14 protein-coding genes are annotated in these 15253 nt (G+C 73.2%); 3 read left to right on the top strand and 11 right to left on the bottom strand.

Annotated features, from left to right (window positions below):
- Positions 1-22: 22 nt before the first annotated feature.
- From ACZ7LT_RS30660 to ACZ7LT_RS30650, 3 genes are all read right to left on the bottom strand, one after another.
- Entirely contained in the window at positions 23-649 is a 627-nt protein-coding gene (locus tag ACZ7LT_RS30660; RefSeq protein WP_471239370.1) for a TetR/AcrR family transcriptional regulator, read from the bottom strand.
- Positions 650-721: 72 nt separating this feature from the next.
- Positions 722-1009: a YiaA/YiaB family inner membrane protein gene (locus ACZ7LT_RS30655; RefSeq protein WP_471239369.1), complete on the bottom strand. Its 288-nt coding sequence runs from the start codon at positions 1007-1009 to the stop codon at positions 722-724.
- Positions 1010-1075: 66 nt separating this feature from the next.
- Entirely contained in the window at positions 1076-2227 is a 1152-nt protein-coding gene (locus tag ACZ7LT_RS30650) for an acyl-CoA dehydrogenase family protein (protein ID WP_471239444.1), read from the bottom strand.
- A gap of 65 nt (positions 2228-2292) precedes the next feature.
- Here ACZ7LT_RS30650 and ACZ7LT_RS30645 point away from each other — a divergent pair, with 65 nt between their 5' ends.
- The 3 genes from ACZ7LT_RS30645 (at position 2293) to ACZ7LT_RS30635 (ending at position 4887) form a co-directional block, all read left to right on the top strand.
- The gene (locus ACZ7LT_RS30645) at positions 2293-3027 is read left to right on the top strand and encodes a TetR/AcrR family transcriptional regulator (RefSeq protein ID WP_471239368.1); all 735 of its coding nucleotides are present in this window, start codon (positions 2293-2295) and stop codon (positions 3025-3027) included.
- Positions 3028-3045: 18 nt separating this feature from the next.
- Complete coding sequence (locus ACZ7LT_RS30640; protein ID WP_471239367.1) at positions 3046-3741, top strand: ArsR/SmtB family transcription factor; 696 nt, start codon at positions 3046-3048, stop codon at positions 3739-3741.
- Positions 3742-3972: 231 nt separating this feature from the next.
- Positions 3973-4887 carry a DMT family transporter gene (locus tag ACZ7LT_RS30635; protein WP_471239366.1) on the top strand — a complete coding sequence of 305 codons (915 nt, stop codon included), beginning with the start codon at positions 3973-3975 and terminating at the stop codon, positions 4885-4887.
- On the opposite strand, the gene ACZ7LT_RS30630 is transcribed toward ACZ7LT_RS30635, so the two are convergent.
- From ACZ7LT_RS30630 to ACZ7LT_RS30595, 8 genes are all read right to left on the bottom strand, one after another.
- Entirely contained in the window at positions 4884-5963 is a 1080-nt protein-coding gene (locus ACZ7LT_RS30630) for a Zn-dependent alcohol dehydrogenase (protein WP_471239443.1), read from the bottom strand. The genes ACZ7LT_RS30635 and ACZ7LT_RS30630 overlap by 4 nt on opposite strands.
- 25 nt (positions 5964-5988) lie before the next feature.
- Positions 5989-7380: an aldehyde dehydrogenase family protein gene (locus ACZ7LT_RS30625; protein WP_471239365.1), complete on the bottom strand. Its 1392-nt coding sequence runs from the start codon at positions 7378-7380 to the stop codon at positions 5989-5991.
- A gap of 143 nt (positions 7381-7523) precedes the next feature.
- The gene (locus tag ACZ7LT_RS30620) at positions 7524-8009 is read right to left on the bottom strand and encodes a DUF3574 domain-containing protein (RefSeq protein ID WP_471239364.1); all 486 of its coding nucleotides are present in this window, start codon (positions 8007-8009) and stop codon (positions 7524-7526) included.
- A gap of 131 nt (positions 8010-8140) precedes the next feature.
- Complete coding sequence (locus tag ACZ7LT_RS30615; protein ID WP_471239363.1) at positions 8141-9361, bottom strand: MFS transporter; 1221 nt, start codon at positions 9359-9361, stop codon at positions 8141-8143.
- Position 9362: 1 nt separating this feature from the next.
- Positions 9363-10766 (bottom strand): CitMHS family transporter, encoded by a 1404-nt coding sequence (locus tag ACZ7LT_RS30610; RefSeq protein WP_471239362.1) that lies wholly within the window; start codon positions 10764-10766, stop codon positions 9363-9365.
- Positions 10767-10885: 119 nt separating this feature from the next.
- Complete coding sequence (locus ACZ7LT_RS30605) at positions 10886-13102, bottom strand: molybdopterin oxidoreductase family protein (protein WP_471239442.1); 2217 nt, start codon at positions 13100-13102, stop codon at positions 10886-10888.
- A gap of 181 nt (positions 13103-13283) precedes the next feature.
- Positions 13284-13964 (bottom strand): TetR/AcrR family transcriptional regulator, encoded by a 681-nt coding sequence (locus ACZ7LT_RS30600; protein ID WP_471239361.1) that lies wholly within the window; start codon positions 13962-13964, stop codon positions 13284-13286.
- A 26-nt stretch (positions 13965-13990) separates the two neighbouring features.
- Positions 13991-15253: a hypothetical protein gene (locus tag ACZ7LT_RS30595; RefSeq protein ID WP_471239360.1), complete on the bottom strand. Its 1263-nt coding sequence runs from the start codon at positions 15251-15253 to the stop codon at positions 13991-13993.

Raw genomic sequence — 15253 nt, 5'->3', positions numbered from 1 at the left:
GTGCTACTTAAACGTACGGGTGCTACTTCGCGGCACCGACCATCCGCAGCACGAGGTCGGCGTAGAACGCGCCGACCTCGTCCGGCGTCCGGCGCCCCTCCACGTTGAACCAGCGGGCCACGTCGATGCAGAGCGAGAGGACGGCGACGGTGGTGCCGGGCACGTCAAGCACGTCGAACTCACCCGCCTCCACACCCTCGTTGAGGATGCGGCGCACGACGCCGTCGCTCTTGCGGCGCAGCTCCATGATCTCGGCGCGGTGCTCCTCGCCGAGCGCGTCGAGTTCGTACTGCACCACGCGCGCGGTGGCGTGGCGTCCGGCGTGCCAGCGGACGAAGGACCGTACGGCGGCGGCGAGCCGCTCGGCGGCCGTGCCCTCGCCGTCCGCCGCGCCCTGGAGGATCTCCAGCGCCTTGTCGTGCCCGATCCGGCTGATGCGGTGGAGCAGCTCTTCCTTGGTCTTGTAGTGGATGTAGAGCGCGGCCGGGCTCATTCCGGCGCGGCCGGCGATGTCCCGGGTGGTCGTGGCGTGGTAGCCGCGCTCGGCGAACGCCTCGACGGCGGCGACGAGCAGCTTCCTGGCCGCGTCGGGGGCCACCTCGGCCCACGGCGTCTCGTCGCCGCCGGGCGTCTCGTCCGCCGCAGTCATGGTTCGCCCCTTCTCAGGTCCAGCAGGACGAACACCATACAACGCCGGTGAGCAAGCGCTTAGCCTCTTGGCTCAGAGCTTCTGGAACGGGTCGTGCTCGGCGAGGAGCTTCTCCAGCCGGGCCTGGTCGACGCGGCTGACGATCGACCCGGCCTCCTGCCGGTCCCGGACGACCTTGGCGAGCGTGAAGGCGGAGGTGGTGAGGTAGAGGACCGCGATGGCGAGGAAGGCGCGGACCCAGGCGTCGGCGTCCAGGTTGAAGATGCCGAGACTCACGGCGCCGAGGGCGAGGCCGAAGGAGATGACGGCCTGCATGTAGTACGCCGCCGTGTTCTGCTGCTTGACCGATGTGTCGCTCATGCGACGAGGATCCGCCGGGGGTGACCGAAACGGCATCCGCTCCCGTACTCATTCCCGTACTCACCGTCAGAACGCGGAGACGCCCGTCAGTGCGCGGCCGATGATCAGCTTCTGGATCTGGCTGGTGCCCTCGTACAGCGTCATCACGCGCGCGTCGCGCAGCAGCTTGCCGACCAGGTACTCGTCGATGTAGCCGTAGCCGCCGTAGACCTGAAGGGCGTTGTTGGCGCAGCGGACGGCGGCCTCGGAGGCGTACAGCTTGGCCTTGGACGCGGCCGTGGCGAACTCCTCGCCGCGGTCGACGAGATCGGCCACGCGCCAGGTGAGCAGCCGGGCCGCGTCCACGTCGACGGCGATGTCGCTGATCAGCTCCTGGACGAGCTGGTGGTGGGCGATGGACCGGCCGAACTGCTCGCGTTCCCCGGCGTACCGTACGGCGGCGTCCAGGGCGGCCTGGGCGATGCCGACGCAGCCGGCCGCGACCGACATCCGGCCCTTGGTGAGCGCGGACATGGCGATCGAGAAGCCCTTGCCCTCGGGGCCCAGCAGGGCGCCGTCCGGCACCCGTACGTCCTCCAGGACCAGCTCGGCGGTGGCCTGGCCGCGCAGGCCGAGCTTGCCATGGATGGTGCGGCGGGTGAGGCCGGGAGTGTCGGTGGGGACGAGGAAGGCGGAGACGCCCTTGGGGCCGGGGGTGTCGTTGGTACGGGCGAAGAGCAGGACGACATCCGCCCAGGTGCCGTTGGTGATGAACATCTTCGAGCCGTTGATCACCCAGTCGCCGCCGTCCCGGACCGCGCGGGTGGCGAGGCTGCCCGCGTCGGAGCCCGTACCGGGTTCGGTGAGGCCGAAGCAGCCGAGGGCCTCCCCCGCGGTGAGGCGGGGCAGCCAGGCGCGCTTCTGCTCCTCACTGCCCCAAGCGGCGACGGTCTTGGCGACCAGCCCCAGGGAGACGGAGACGATGCCGCGCACGGAGGAGTCGCCGCGGCCGAGCTCCTCGGTGACCAGGCAGTACGCGAGATGGTCGCCGCCGGAGCCGCCGTACTCCTCGGGGACCGTGAGACCGAGGAAGCCGACCGCGCCGAGCTTGCGCACGATCGCCCGATCCACCTCCTCGGCCCGGTCCCAGGCGGCGGCGTACGGCGTGACCTCGCGCGCCACGAAGTCCGCGGCGAGCTGCCGCACGGCGGTCTGCTCTTCGCTCAGCTCCAGGTCCACCGCGGCCACCCACCCCTTTAATTACCACTGCTAGTTTCTGCTTGGCAGGCCCTACTATGTGCGCCATGGCCCGACCACGCAAGCCCCTCCTCAGCAGAGAACGCATCGTCGCGACGGCGGGAGCGCTGGTGGACGCCGAGGGCCTCGCCGCGCTCTCCACCCGGCGGCTGGCCGCGGAGCTGGGCGTGAGCGGTCCCTCCCTCTACAACCACTTCCGTACGAAGGACGAGATCCTCGACGCCGTCGCTGACGCGGTCAGCGCCAAGATCGACCTGTCGATGTTCGAGGAGGGCGACGGCCGGGACTGGCGTACAGCCCTGCACGACTGGGCCGTCTCCTACCGGGCCGCGCTGGCCGACCACCCCCATGTCGTCCCGGTCCTCGCCCAGGGACCCGGCCGCCGCCCGGCGGGCCTGCGGGTCGCCGACGCGGTCTTCGGCGCGATGGTCCGCGCGGGGTGGCCGCCGGCCCAGGCCACGTACATCGGCGCGCTGATGCGGTACTTCATCACCGGCTCGGCGCTCGGCTCCTTCGCGCGGGGCTTCGTCGACGACGAGGAGGCCTACGACCCGGCCGAGTACCCCCACCTCGGGCAGGCGCATCTGCTCGCCGAGCGGCGCCAGAAGGTCGACGAGGGGGCGTTCGAGACGGGGCTGCGGGCGCTCCTGGACGGGCTGGCGCTGCAGTACGAGACGCGGGGCGGGGCGGATGGATCGGCCCGGGGCGCGAACGTTTCGGCTTCGGCCGAGGCGGGTGGATCGGCCCGAGGCGGGGACGTTTCGGCTCCGGCCGAACAGTAGCCGCGCGATCCTGGGGTCATGGCACCCAAGGACTTCGCCGCCCTCGCGGCCCTCTTCGCGGACGAGACCCGCGCCGCCTTCTGCCTCGCGCTGCTCGACGGCCGGGCCTGGACCGCCGGTGAACTCGCGCGCCACGCGCGCGTGGCGCCGTCCACGGCCAGTGAGCACCTCGGCAAGCTCGTCGCGGGCCGTGTGCTCACCGAGGAGCGACAGGGCCGGCACCGGTACGTCCGGCTCGCCGACGACTCCGTCGCGCATCTGGTCGAGGACCTGGCCGCCCGGTCCGCCCCGGCCACCACCGAGGCCCCGCGCTCGCTGCGCGCGGCGAGCACGACGTCCGCGATGGCGCGGGGCCGCACCTGCTACGACCATCTCGCGGGGCGGCTGGGGATCGCGATCACCGACGCGATGACGGCACGGGGTCTGCTGCGTCAGGACACGGGCTTCGCGCTCACCGACGCGGGCGTGGACTGGTGCGCCGGCCTGGGCCTCGACCTGTCCCCGAAGGGCCGGCGCCCGCTGGCCCGCTCCTGCCTCGACTGGACGGAACGCCGCCCGCACCTGGCAGGCGTGGCCGGAGCGGAGCTGTGCCGGCACGCGCTCACCACAGGCTGGTGCGTCCGGATCGGCTCGGAGCGCGCGGTCAAAGTCACCCCGACCGGCGAACGGGCCCTCCGGGAGGCTCTCGGGATCGCCCCGGAGCTGCTGCGGTGAGGGCCGGTCGGGAGCCTGGGCGGCACCACACGTACTGCCCGGCCCGGCCGCGCGGGCGCACCGCGCATGAGCCCCGCCGGACTCGACCGGCTCGACGGCCCGACCAGCTCAACCGGCTCAACCTGACCGACCCGACCCGACCGGCCCGCCGGGCTCGACCAGCCCGCCGCTCCCGCCCCCACCCCCCACCGTTCGGCCAGTGCCGAAACAACGCCGCCCTACTGTCGTCGCATGCATCCCACACCACGTCTCGCCCTCGCCGCCGCCGGAGTCACCGTCGTGCTCTGGGCCTCCGCCTTCGTGTCCATCCGTAGCGCCGGGGCCGCCTACTCACCCGGCGCGCTCGCCCTTGGGCGGTTGCTCGCCGGGGTGGTCGTCCTCGGGGTCGTGCTGTTGATACGGCGTGAAGGGCTGCCGGCCAGGGGCGCCTGGCCGGGGATCGTGGTGTCCGGGCTGCTTTGGTTCGGGGGCTACATGGTCGTCCTCAACTGGGGTGAGCAGGAGGTCGACGCCGGGACCGCGGCGATGGTCGTCAACGTCGGGCCCCTTCTCATCGCGCTCCTCGGAGCCCGGCTGCTCGGCGAGGGCCTGTCGCCGCGGCTGGTCGCGGGGATGGGCGTGTCGTTCGCGGGGGCGGTCGCCGTCGGCCTCTCCCTGTCGGGCGAGGGGCGCGCCTCCGTACTCGGGGTGCTGCTCTGCCTGCTCGCGGCGGTCGCGTACGCCGCCGGGGTCGTCGCCCAGAAGCCCGCGCTGGCGCACGGCAGCGCCCTGCAGGTGACGACGTTCGGATGTCTCGTCGGAGCCGTGGCCTGCCTGCCGTTCGCCGGGCAGCTGCTCGACGAGGCCGCACGGGCGCCGCTGTCGGCGACGCTCAACATGGTCTACCTGGGCGTGTTCCCGACCGCGCTCGCCTTCACCACCTGGGCGTACGCCCTGGCCCGTACGACCGCGGGCCGGATGGGCGCGACCACGTACGCCGTCCCCGCCCTCGTCGTCCTCATGTCGTGGCTGGTCCTCGCCGAGGTCCCCGGGCCGCTCACCCTCGCCGGGGGTGCGCTGTGCCTGGCGGGCGTGGCGGTGTCGCGGTCTCGGCCGCGGGCGGCGTCACCCGCGGCCGAGAGCGTCGAACGCGTCGAACGCGTCTAGAAGACGACCAGCGCCCGCCCGCCCTTGCCCGCGAGCATGTTGTCGAAGGCGCCGGGGATGCCGTCGAGCGTGATCCGCTCGGTGACCAGGGCACTCAGGTCCATGCGCCCGGCCCGGATGTGCTCGGCGAGGACCGGAAGGTCCTCGGCGGGGCGGGAGTTGCCGTACACACAGCCGGAGAGCGTGCGGCCCCAGTGGAAGATCTCCAGGGCGTTGAAGGAGACCTGCTGGTCCTTGCCGCCGATGCCGACGACGGTGGTGCGGCCGCCGCGCCGGGTCGAGTCCCAGGCGGTACGGATGGTGGTGGCGCGGCCGACGCATTCGACGGCCACGTCGGCGCCCTGGCCGCCGGTCAGTTTCCGTATCTCCTTGGCGGTGGTGTCCGAGGCGACGACGTACTCGGTGGCCCCGGCCGCCCGCGCCAGGGCCTCCTTCTCCGGGGAGACGTCGACGGCGACGATCGTGGACGCCCCCGCGATCCGGGCGGCCTGGATGGTGGCAAGCCCCACCCCGCCCACGCCGAAGACGGCCACCGACTCGCCCGCGCGGACGCGGGCGGAGTGGTGGACGGCGCCGTAGCCGGTGAGGACGGCGCAGCCGAGCAGCGCCGCGTCGGTGAGCGGGACGCCGTCCGGGACGGGCAGCACACAGCCGGCCGCGACGACCGTCTCCTCGGCGAACGCCGCGACGTTGAGGCCGGGGTGCAGCTCGCGGCCGTCCTCGGTGACGGTGTACACGTTCGCGGTGCCGGTCAGCGCGTGGGCGCAGAGCCAGACCTCGCCGATCGTGCAGTGGTGGCAGGAGCCGCAGGACGGCGCCCAGTTGAGGACGGCACCGTCGCCGGGGGCGACGTGGTCGACGCCCTCCCCCACCGAGACCACCGTGCCCGCGCCCTCATGGCCGAGGACGGCGGGGACGGGGACGCGCATGGTGCCGTTGGACAGGGACAGGTCGGAGTGGCAGACACCGGCGGCGGCGAGCCGGACCCGCACCTGACCGGGGCCGGGCTCCGGCAGGACGATGTTGGTGATCTCCAGGGGAGAGCCGACGGCGGGCAGGACTGCGGCGCGGACCACGCTCATTGCTCCTCGCTCCTCAGGCTCAGAACTGCAGGGACTTGGTCTGGAGGAACTCGGCGAGTCCGTGGGCGCCGAGCTCGCGGCCGATGCCGGACTGCTTGTACCCGCCGAAGGGGGCGAGCGGATTGAAGCGGCCGCCGTTGATGTCGACCTGTCCGGCCTCCATACGGCGGGCGAAGGCGACGGCCTCGTCGGGTTCCCCCCAGACCGCGCCGGCGAGCCCGTACACGGTGCCGTTGGCGATCCGCAGGGCGTCCTCCTCGTCCTCGTAACGGAGGAAGGCGACGACCGGCCCGAAGATCTCCTCCTGGGCGATGGTCATCTCGGGGGTGACGTCGGCGAAAAGGGTGGGCGTGACGTAGTAGCCCTGCGGGAGGGGGGCTTCGGTGCCGCCCACGACGAGCCGGGCGCCCTCCTCGACGCCCTTGTCGATGTAGCCGCGCACCCGCTCGCGCTGCTTGGCGTTGACCATGGGGCCGATACGGTCGCCGGGCGTGTAGGTGGCGATGGTCTCGGCGGCGTGGGCCACGGCCTCGTCGTACTGGTCCGTGTGGACCAGGACCCGGGTGAGGGCGCTGCACCGCTGACCGGCGTTGGAGAGGGCGTTGGCGAGGCCGGTGTCGACGGCCTTGGCCAGGTCGGCGGAGGGCAGGATGACGTTGGCGGACTTGCCGCCGAGCTCCAGGGCGACGCGCTTGACGGCGCCGCCCGCGAGGGCGCCGATCCGCCTGCCGACGGCCGTGGAGCCGGTGAAGGAGACCAGGTCCACGCCGTCGTGCTCGGCGAGCGCCTGGCCGGCGACCGGGCCGAGGCCGGTGACGAGGTTGAACACGCCGGCGGGCAGCCCGGATTCGTGCACGGCCTCGGCGAAGAGCTGCGCGGTCAGGGGCGTGTCCTCGGCGGGCTTGAGGACGACCGTGCAGCCCGCCGCGAGCGCGGGCGCCACCTTGGCAACGACCTGGTGCAGCGGGTAGTTCCAGGGGGTGATCGCGCCGACGACGCCGATCGGCTCCGCGTAGACGGTCGAGTTGCCGACCTTCTCCTCGAAGGCGTACGTGGCGGCGAGTTCGGCGTACGAGCCGGTGACGAAGATGGGCAGCCCGGCGTGGACGGCGGTGGCGAGCTGCGGCGGGGCGCCCAGCTCGGCGGTGACCGTCTCGGCGATCTCGTCCTGGCGGGCGGCCAGGGCGTCGCGCAGCGCGGTGAGCCGCGCCGCGCGCTCGGCGGGCGGGGTGGCGGCCCAGGCCGGGAAGGCGGCGCGGGCGGCCGACACGGCGGCGTCGACGTCCTCTGCGGTGCCGGCCGGGACATGGCCGATGACCTGCTCGTCGGCCGGGTTCACCACCGCGATGGTGTCGGTGCCGGCGGCGGGCCGCCAGGCTCCGCCGATGTACATCGCGTCGTGGGCCTTCATCCGCATCTCCTTCTCACCGGCCGGGCGTCTTCCGAGCCCAAACTAGCGCTGATAGTTTTCCGGCGCCAGGGGCTCCGGAGTGGCACGTGCCTCACCGGAAACGGATGACCGGCCCGAACGGCGCCCGGGCACAGGAGTCCGGCTCAGAAGTCCGCTCGGGTCGGCTCGTCGAGCCTGGCCACCGACTCCTGTGCGAAGGCGCGTTCGTAGGCGTCGCGGATGCGCTCGATCTGAGGGTCACGCACGCGCGCCTCCGTGGCCGGGTACAGCAGGATCAGCTCGTACGAGCGCTCCCGCTCGATGGTGCCGTTCGCGTCCCGCCACTGTCCACGTCCGTCCTGCACAGTCAGACCACTGGGAAAACTGGGGGTTACCTCCTTGTCGACGAAGGCCATGAACTGCCGGTCGGTTACGTCCGGCCCGCCGTCGGGCCGCTCGGTGCCGAAGAACAGCCGGGTCTCGACATAGGCCTTGCCGCGCGCCTGGGCCGAGGCGGAGGTCGTCGCCGTGGGGCTCTCGTCGCCCAGGGTGGCGTACGCGGTGGGGGCACCGGCGGCGAACAGGAGGGCGGCCGTGGCGGTGGCGACGCGGGTGCGGCGGCCGAGGCGGGGCAGGGTCGGCAGGGGCATGGGGGTCCCTTCGTACGGGGGTGCACCGGCTCGTATCGGGAGTACCGGCGCCGGAGTACCGGCGCCGATCACTCTGGCAGCGGTCGGCGGCGAGTCGGCGCGGAAACGCGGGTTCCGGCCGAAATGCGCCGCTATCCCCGCGACCTGGACCGCTGTCCTGCGGTGCGGCTCGCCCACACCGGTGGCCGCTCCCCGGCCGTGTGTCGGCTCTTTCCGGCCCCCAGGCCGGCGGCGACGAGCAGCAGGACGCCGAGCATCACGAACGGCGCGGCGGTGCCGGCGACCCCGGCGACCAGACCGGCGGAGGCGGGGGCCGCGACCTGGCCCAGGCGGTTGCCGGTCAGCCGCAGGGCGAGGGCGGTCGAGCGGGCCTCGGCGGGGGCGGCCTGGACGACCGTCGTCATGGAGAGCGGCTGGCCGACGCCGAGGCAGAAGCCGAGGGCGGCCAGCATCAGGGCGAGCGCCGGCACGGGGACGGGCAGCGCGATCCCGGCGCACAGGAGCGCGGCGAGCAGGCAGCTGACGGCGAGGAGGGCCGTACGTCCGAGCAGCCGGATCATCGGGGACATCACCAGTCGGCAGGCGATGGTGGCGGCGGCGCGCAGGCTCAGCAGCAGTCCGACGGTGAAGGGTGCGATGGCACGGTGCTCGCCGATGACGGGGAGGTAGGCCGTGAGAATGTCGGTGGCGGAGAGGACGGCGAGGCTGATGAAGATTCCGCCGGGGACCCCGCGCGTGCGCAGGATGCGGTGGACGGGGACCCTGGGGCCGTGGCGCCGGGCGGGGAGCGGGGTCCGGTGCTCGATGCGCCACAGGGAGGTGAGGGAGAGGGCGCCGACCCCGGCGGAGACGACCAGCGCCAGTGCGCTCGTACGTGCCATGTCACCGCCGATCAGCCAGCCGGCGGCCATGGGCCCGACGAGCTGGCCGAACGAGGCGCCGATGGTGAAGTAGCCGAAGTTGCGGTCCTGTTCGGCCGGGGCCGACTGGCGGGCGACGATCGACTGGCCGCCGATCACGAAGCAGAGATGGCCCAGGCCCATCACACCGCTCCAGGCCGCCATGGCGGGCAGGGAGTCCGCGACGCCGCTGAGGGCGCAGCCGCCCGAGATGAGGACGACCCCGAAGGGCAGGAGCGGGGCGCACCGGCCGTGGTCCGTGCGGCGGCCGAGCGGGACGGCGGCGAAGAGCGGCAGCAGCGCGTACACCCCGGCGATCACACCGATGGCGCGTTCGTCCGCGCCCAGGGCGAGGGCGCGGTAGGAGACGGCCGGCCGCGCCATCGACACCGCCGCCTGCGCGAAGCAGAAGGCGATGACGAGGCGCGGCAGCCAGCTCCTGGAAGGTGACACGTCAGATGATTCCGAAGAGGATTCCGGCGGCGAGGACGACCAGCGAGGTGAGCGCCGCCCATTTCACGGTGAAGCGGGTGTGGTCGCCGAACTCGACCTTGGCCATGCCGACCAGGACGTACACCGCCGGGACGAGCGGGCTGGACATGTGCAGGGCCTGGCCGACGAGGGAGGCGCGGGCGATCTCCAGCGGGGAGACGCCGTGGGCGGCGCCGGCCTCGGCGAGGACGGGCAGGACGCCGAAGTAGAAGCCGTCGTTGGACATGAAGTACGTGAGCGGCAGGCTCAGCACGCCGGTGACCAGGGCCATGTGCGGGCCCATGCCCTCGGGGATGGCGCCGACCAGCCAGTCGGCCATGTGCTTGACCATGCCGGTGCCGGTGAGGACTCCGGTGAAGACGGCGGCGGCGAAGACCATGCCGGCGACGTTGAGAACGTTGTCGGCGTGGGCGGCGATACGGGCCTTCTGGTCGGCCATCTTGGGGTAGTTGACGGTGAGCGCGAGGGCCGCGCCGAGCAGGAACAGCACCGGGATGGGCAGCAGCTCCAGGATCATGGCGGTCAGCAGGCCGACGGTGAGCGCGGCGTTGAACCAGTACAGCTTGGGGCGCAGGGTGGGGCGGTGCGGGTCGAGGCCCTGGAAGCCCTCGTCCTCGGCACCGGGGCCGTCCGCGGTGGGCGCGGCGCCGGACGGCGTGGGCGCGGCGCCGCCCGCGGTGTTGTCCGCGCCGCCGCCGGCCTTCACCAGCACCGTTTCGGTCTCGGGCTCCAGGGCCTCGTCCAGGGTGAGGTAGCCGATGCGCCTGCGCTCCCGGCGGCCGAGGACGTACGCGAGGACGAAGACGAAGAGGAGACCGACGCCCAGGGCGGGGATCATGGGGACGAAGATGTCGCCGGCGTCCAGTTTGAGCGCGGTGGCGGCGCGGGCGGTGGGGCCGCCCCAGGGGAGGGTGTTCATGACGCCGTTGGCGGTGGCGGCGACACCGGTCATGACGACCAGGCTCATGCCGAGCCGCTTGTAGAGCGGGTACATGGCCGAGACGGTGATCATGAAGGTGGTGGAGCCGTCGCCGTCCAGCGAGACGATCGCGGCGAGCACCGCCGTACCGACCACGACCCGCATCGGGTCGGCCTTGCAGAAGCGCAGGATGCCCCGGACGATCGGGTCGAAGAGGCCGACGTCGATCATCACGCCGAAGTAGACGATCGCGAACATCAGCATCGCGGCCGTGGGCGCGAGATTGCCGACGCCTTCGATGACGTAGTCGCCGAGCTTCGCGCCGTCTCCGACGAGGACGCAGAAGAGGGCGGGGATGAGCACGAGCGCCGCGATCGGCGACATCTTCTTCATCATGATCAGGACCAGAAACGTCGCGATCATGGTGAAGCCGAGGATTGTCAGCATGAGGGACACCTAACGTTCACCCTTGAACTCCCACCGAGCGGCGGTCCGGATGACGTTAGGTGCCGTTCATCGGCGTTAACAAGACGTTGACGCGTGAGCAATACGAGCAAAACCCCAGGTCATCGCCTTGGCGTCAGTTCGACGGGGAAGCCGTTGAGGACGGCGGTGCCGGACAGCGGGTCGAGCAGGGAGCCGTCGAGGAGCTGGTTCACATTGACTCCGGGGCGCCGGGCGGCGACCTGGAGACGGGTCCCGGGCCGGTCGTGGCCCCAGCCGTGCGGCAGGCTCACCACCCCCGGACGCACGGTGTCGCTGACCTCCACCGTCACCTCCAGCTCTCCCCCGTCGGCCTTGATCCAGGCGGGTGCGCCGTCGGTGAGTCCGAGGCGGGCCGCGTCGTCGGGGTGGACCTGGAGGGTGCAGACGTTGGTGCCGCCGGTGAGCGCGGGGACGTTGTGCATCCAGCTGTTGTTGGAGCGCAGATGGCGGCGGCCGACGAGGACGAGCGGCGCGGCCGGGGTGTCCAGGGCCCGCCACAGCCGGGGCAGATCGGCGGCGAGGGGCTCCGGCAGCAGTTCGATCAGGCCGCTGCGGGTCTTGAGGACCTGGCCGAGGCGGGGCTGGAGCGGGCCGAGGTCGATGCCGTGCGGTGCGGCGAGGAGGTCGTCGAGGGTGAGGTCGTACGGGCCGAGCCGGAGCATCATGTCCAGGCGCCGCTCGGGCCCGCCGCGTCCGGTCAGCTCGGCGGCGAGCTCCTGGGGGTCGCGGCCGTGGACGGGCGAGTGGGGCTGGGCGACGGCCTTGGCGAGGGCCTGGCCGATGACGAGGTCGTCGACCGCGGACGGATCGGCGCCGTGCATCCCGGTCACGGCGAGGATGAGCCGGGCGTGGATCTCGGCCTCGTCCATGCGTCCCTCTTCCAGAGGGACGGCGGCCGGGGTGTAGCGGACCTGGTTGCGTACGGCGAAGTTGTTGAAGGCGAAGTCGAAGTGGGCGCTCTGCGCGGGCGGCGGCGGGGGCAGGACGACATCGGCGTGGCGGGAGGTCTCGTTGAGGTACGGGTCGACGCTGACCATGAAGTCGAGCCGCTCCCCGAGGGCCCGGTCGAGCCGGTGACCGTCAGGGGCGGACAGGACCGGGTTGGCGGCGATGGCGACGACGGCCCGGATCCGCCCCTCTCCGGGCGTCTCGATCTCCTCGGCGAGCGCGGCCATCGGCAGTTCGCCCTTGGCCTCGGGGTGCCCGGCGACACGGCTGGTCCAGCGGCCGAGGTCGAAGCCGCGGCCGGGCCCAGCGGGGCGGGGTGCGGGGGCGGTGGCCGAGAGCGGGAAGAGGGCGCCGCCGGGCCGGTCGAGGTTGCCGGTGAGGACGTTGAGGACGTCGACCAGCCAGTTGGCGAGGGTGCCGAACTCGACGGTGCTGCTGCCCATGCGGCCGTATACGGCCGCGGACGGCGCGGCGGCGAGCTCCCTGGCGAGCGTACGGATGGTGGCGGCGTCCACGTCGCAGACGGCGGCGACGGCTTCGGGGGTGAAGTCCCGTACGGCCTCCCGCAGGGCGTCGAGGCCCTGCACCCGGCCGGCTAGGGCGCCAAGGTCGGTGAGGTCCTCCGCGAACAGGACCTGGGCCAGCGCGGCGAGCAGCAGCGCGTCGGTGCCGGGGCGCGGGGCGATGTGGCGGTCGGCGAGGCGGGCGGTCCTGGTGCGGCGCGGGTCGACGACCGTGAGGGTCCCGCCGCGCCGGCGCAGGGCGCGGAGCTTGCCGGGGAAGTCGGGGGCGGTGCACAGACTGCCGTTGGAGTCCAGGGGGTTGGCGCCGAGCATCAGGAGATGGTCCGTGCGGTCCAGGTCGGGGACGGGGACGGCGAACGCGTCGCCGAACAGGAGCCCGCTGGAGACGTGCTTGGGCATCTGGTCGAGGGTGGAGGCGGTGAACAGGCTCCGGGTGCGTACGGAGGCGAGGAGGACCGGCGGGTAGAGGGCGCCGGCCACCGTGTGCACATTGGGGTTGCCGAGGACGACGGCGAGGGCGTTCGGTCCGTGCTCGGCCAGGATCGCGGGGATACGGGTGGCGATGAGGTCGAACGCCTCCTCCCACGTGGCCTCCTGGAGCTCCCCGCGGCCGCCGCCGCTGCCGCCCTTGCGGACGAGGGGGGCGCGCAGCCGGTCGGGGTCGGCGTCGACCTCGCCGAAGGCGGCGCCTTTGGGGCAGATGAATCCGCGGCTGAACACGTCGTCCCGGTCGCCGCGCGCGCCGGTGACGCGGGAGCCGTCGAGGGTGAGGGTGAGGCCGCAGGTGGCTTCGCAGAGCGGGCAGATGCGCAGGGCGGTGGACATGACGGTCTCCCCGGGGCGGCGGCGGGCGGCTTCGGTGGCGCGCAAGCACGGAAGAGCATACCGACCGGTATGCATGGGGGCGAGGGGTCGGCCGAGGGGGTGGCTCAGCCGGTCCGGCCGAGGGGGTGGTTCAGCCGGTCAGGTCGAGGGGGTGGTTCAGCCGGTCCGGTCGAGCAGGGGCTCAGCCGGTCAGGTCGAGGACGGGCCCGAGGTAGGCGTGGAGCAGACGGCGGGTCTCGGCGATGAGGGCGCCGTCGCCCGGCGGGCCGGTACGGAAGGCGAGTTGCAGCAGCGCGTCGGTGGCCTCGACGGCAACGAGGACCTGACGGCGCAGGGTCTCGTCGGGGATGCGGCCGAGGTGGGTGGCGAGCAGCGCGCAGAGGCGGTCGGCGACGAGGTGGTTGGGGTCGTCGGTGTGGGCCTCGGCTCCTGGGGCGGGCTCGGTCGCGGCGTCGCCTTCGGGCCCGGTGTCGGTGGCGGACGGGCCGGGGATGCCGAAGTCGACGAGCGCGAAGCCCGGGACGGTGCGCTTCATCGCGATGTACTCGTCGAGGACGGTGTCGATCGCGCCGTACGCGTCGACCGGCGGCCCGGCCGCGAGGCGGGCGTCGATGCGGGCGGCGTACCGGTCGAGGTTGCGGTGGGCGAGGGCGGCGGCCATGGCCCGTTTGTTGCCGAAGAAGCGGTAGACCGAGCCGATCGGGACGCCCGCGCGGACGGCGACGGCCCGGGTACTCAGCTGCTCGTAGCCGGTCTCGTCGAGGAGTTCGGCGCACGCGTCGAGGATCCGCGCCAGGCGCTCGGCGCTGCGCTGCTGGACGGGCGCGCGACGGAGGGAGGGGGACGGAGGCACGGGGTCCATGATGCCGTTCCGGACGGTCGGCTGGGTCAGGCGATCAGAAGGCCGATGCCGCCGAGGGTGTACGTGATCATCAGCACGAGCAGCGGGAGCTGACCGGCGACGGCGCGGGCGGGCGGCAGCAGCCGCACCGAGCGGTCGTGCGCGGCGACGACACCGACGACGTGGCCGGTGACGACGGCGCCGACCTGGAGGGTGGCGAGGCCGCCCGGGCTCAGCGGCGGGGCGGGGGCGAGGGCGTTGTCAGTGCCGAGTGCCACCATGACTGTGCGTGGTCCTTCCGTCACGAAGAGGGTGGTGTAGTGCGCGACGAGATAGCCGAGCGCGATCGGCAGGAGGGAGTGGGCGAAGGCCGTGAGGGGGTGGGGCAGTTCGCGGTCCGCCAGGCGGACGGCCCCGGAGCACAGGCAGTACAGGCCGGCGACCAGGGCGACGGCGCCGAGCAGTCCGAGGGTGGCGGTGGGGGTGCGGCCGAGGGGTGAGGTCTGGACGGCGGTGATCCAGCGGGGGGCGTCGGAGAAGCCGTCGTAGGCGGTGGAGCCGAGCAGGACGCAGAGGGTGGCGACGAGGCCGGGGGTCTGCGGGGTGGCGTCCAGGCCGTGGAAGGGGTTGCGCAGGACGAGTTGGCCGTCGGCGCGGCGGCCGAGCGGGGAGAGCCGGGCGATCAGGGTCGAGTAGACCTCGAAGGCGTCGGCATGGGCGAACCAGCGGTCGCCGTGGCGGGCGGCGCCGAGGAGGTGGACGGCGGTGTGGGCGCCGAGGAAGGCGAGGAGGACGGGGGGTGAGGTGGGGTCGGGGGCGACGAGTTCGAGCCAGGTGAAGGCGAGCAGTCCGGCGGCGGCCGGCCACAGCCCGAGGCGGGGTGGCAGTGGGCGCGGGTGACGGGCCGGGAGGAGGCGGTGGAGGGTGCGCAGGGGGTTGAGGAGGCGCCAGACCGGGCCGAGGAGGAGGGAGGCGGGGACGAGCCCGACCCACAGGAGGACGTAGAGGGCGCCGGGGGCGGGGTTGCGGGCCGGGTCGTCGGGGCCGAGGAGGAGGTGCAGGGCGACGAACAGCGCGCCCGCGAGGCCGAGCAGGCGCAGGGCGGCGCGGGTGGCCGGGGCGTCGGCGAGCCGCTGGACGGGCCTGGGGAGCGGGCGGCCCGAACGGTCGCCCCGGAAGCGGGAGTCGGACCACAGGAGGCCGAGTGCGAGGAAGGAGACGAAGAGCGCGGCGAACGCGCCCGCGAAGGCGTAGAAGGGCGAGATCGGCAGGTCGTGCTGGGAGCCGACGCCGTGGGCGAGGGGGGTCAC

Source organism: Streptomyces sp. NPDC039465 (assembly GCF_055639315.1).
Note: the sequence above shows the minus strand (reverse complement) of the source record. Positions and strands in the feature narration are given on the sequence as shown.

What these genes read in the sequence shown, in the direction of transcription:
- ACZ7LT_RS30660 (WP_471239370.1), bottom strand. Translation starts at nt 649, where the DNA reads ATGACTGCGGCGGACGAGACGCCCGGCGGCGACGAGACGCCGTGGGCC.
- ACZ7LT_RS30655 (WP_471239369.1), bottom strand. Translation starts at nt 1,009, where the DNA reads ATGAGCGACACATCGGTCAAGCAGCAGAACACGGCGGCGTACTACATG.
- ACZ7LT_RS30645 (WP_471239368.1), top strand. Translation starts at nt 2,293, where the DNA reads ATGGCCCGACCACGCAAGCCCCTCCTCAGCAGAGAACGCATCGTCGCG.
- ACZ7LT_RS30640 (WP_471239367.1), top strand. Translation starts at nt 3,046, where the DNA reads ATGGCACCCAAGGACTTCGCCGCCCTCGCGGCCCTCTTCGCGGACGAG.
- ACZ7LT_RS30635 (WP_471239366.1), top strand. Translation starts at nt 3,973, where the DNA reads ATGCATCCCACACCACGTCTCGCCCTCGCCGCCGCCGGAGTCACCGTC.
- ACZ7LT_RS30625 (WP_471239365.1), bottom strand. Translation starts at nt 7,380, where the DNA reads ATGAAGGCCCACGACGCGATGTACATCGGCGGAGCCTGGCGGCCCGCC.
- ACZ7LT_RS30620 (WP_471239364.1), bottom strand. Translation starts at nt 8,009, where the DNA reads ATGCCCCTGCCGACCCTGCCCCGCCTCGGCCGCCGCACCCGCGTCGCC.
- ACZ7LT_RS30610 (WP_471239362.1), bottom strand. Translation starts at nt 10,766, where the DNA reads ATGCTGACAATCCTCGGCTTCACCATGATCGCGACGTTTCTGGTCCTG.
- ACZ7LT_RS30605 (WP_471239442.1), bottom strand. Translation starts at nt 13,102, where the DNA reads ATGTCCACCGCCCTGCGCATCTGCCCGCTCTGCGAAGCCACCTGCGGC.
- ACZ7LT_RS30600 (WP_471239361.1), bottom strand. Translation starts at nt 13,964, where the DNA reads ATGGACCCCGTGCCTCCGTCCCCCTCCCTCCGTCGCGCGCCCGTCCAG.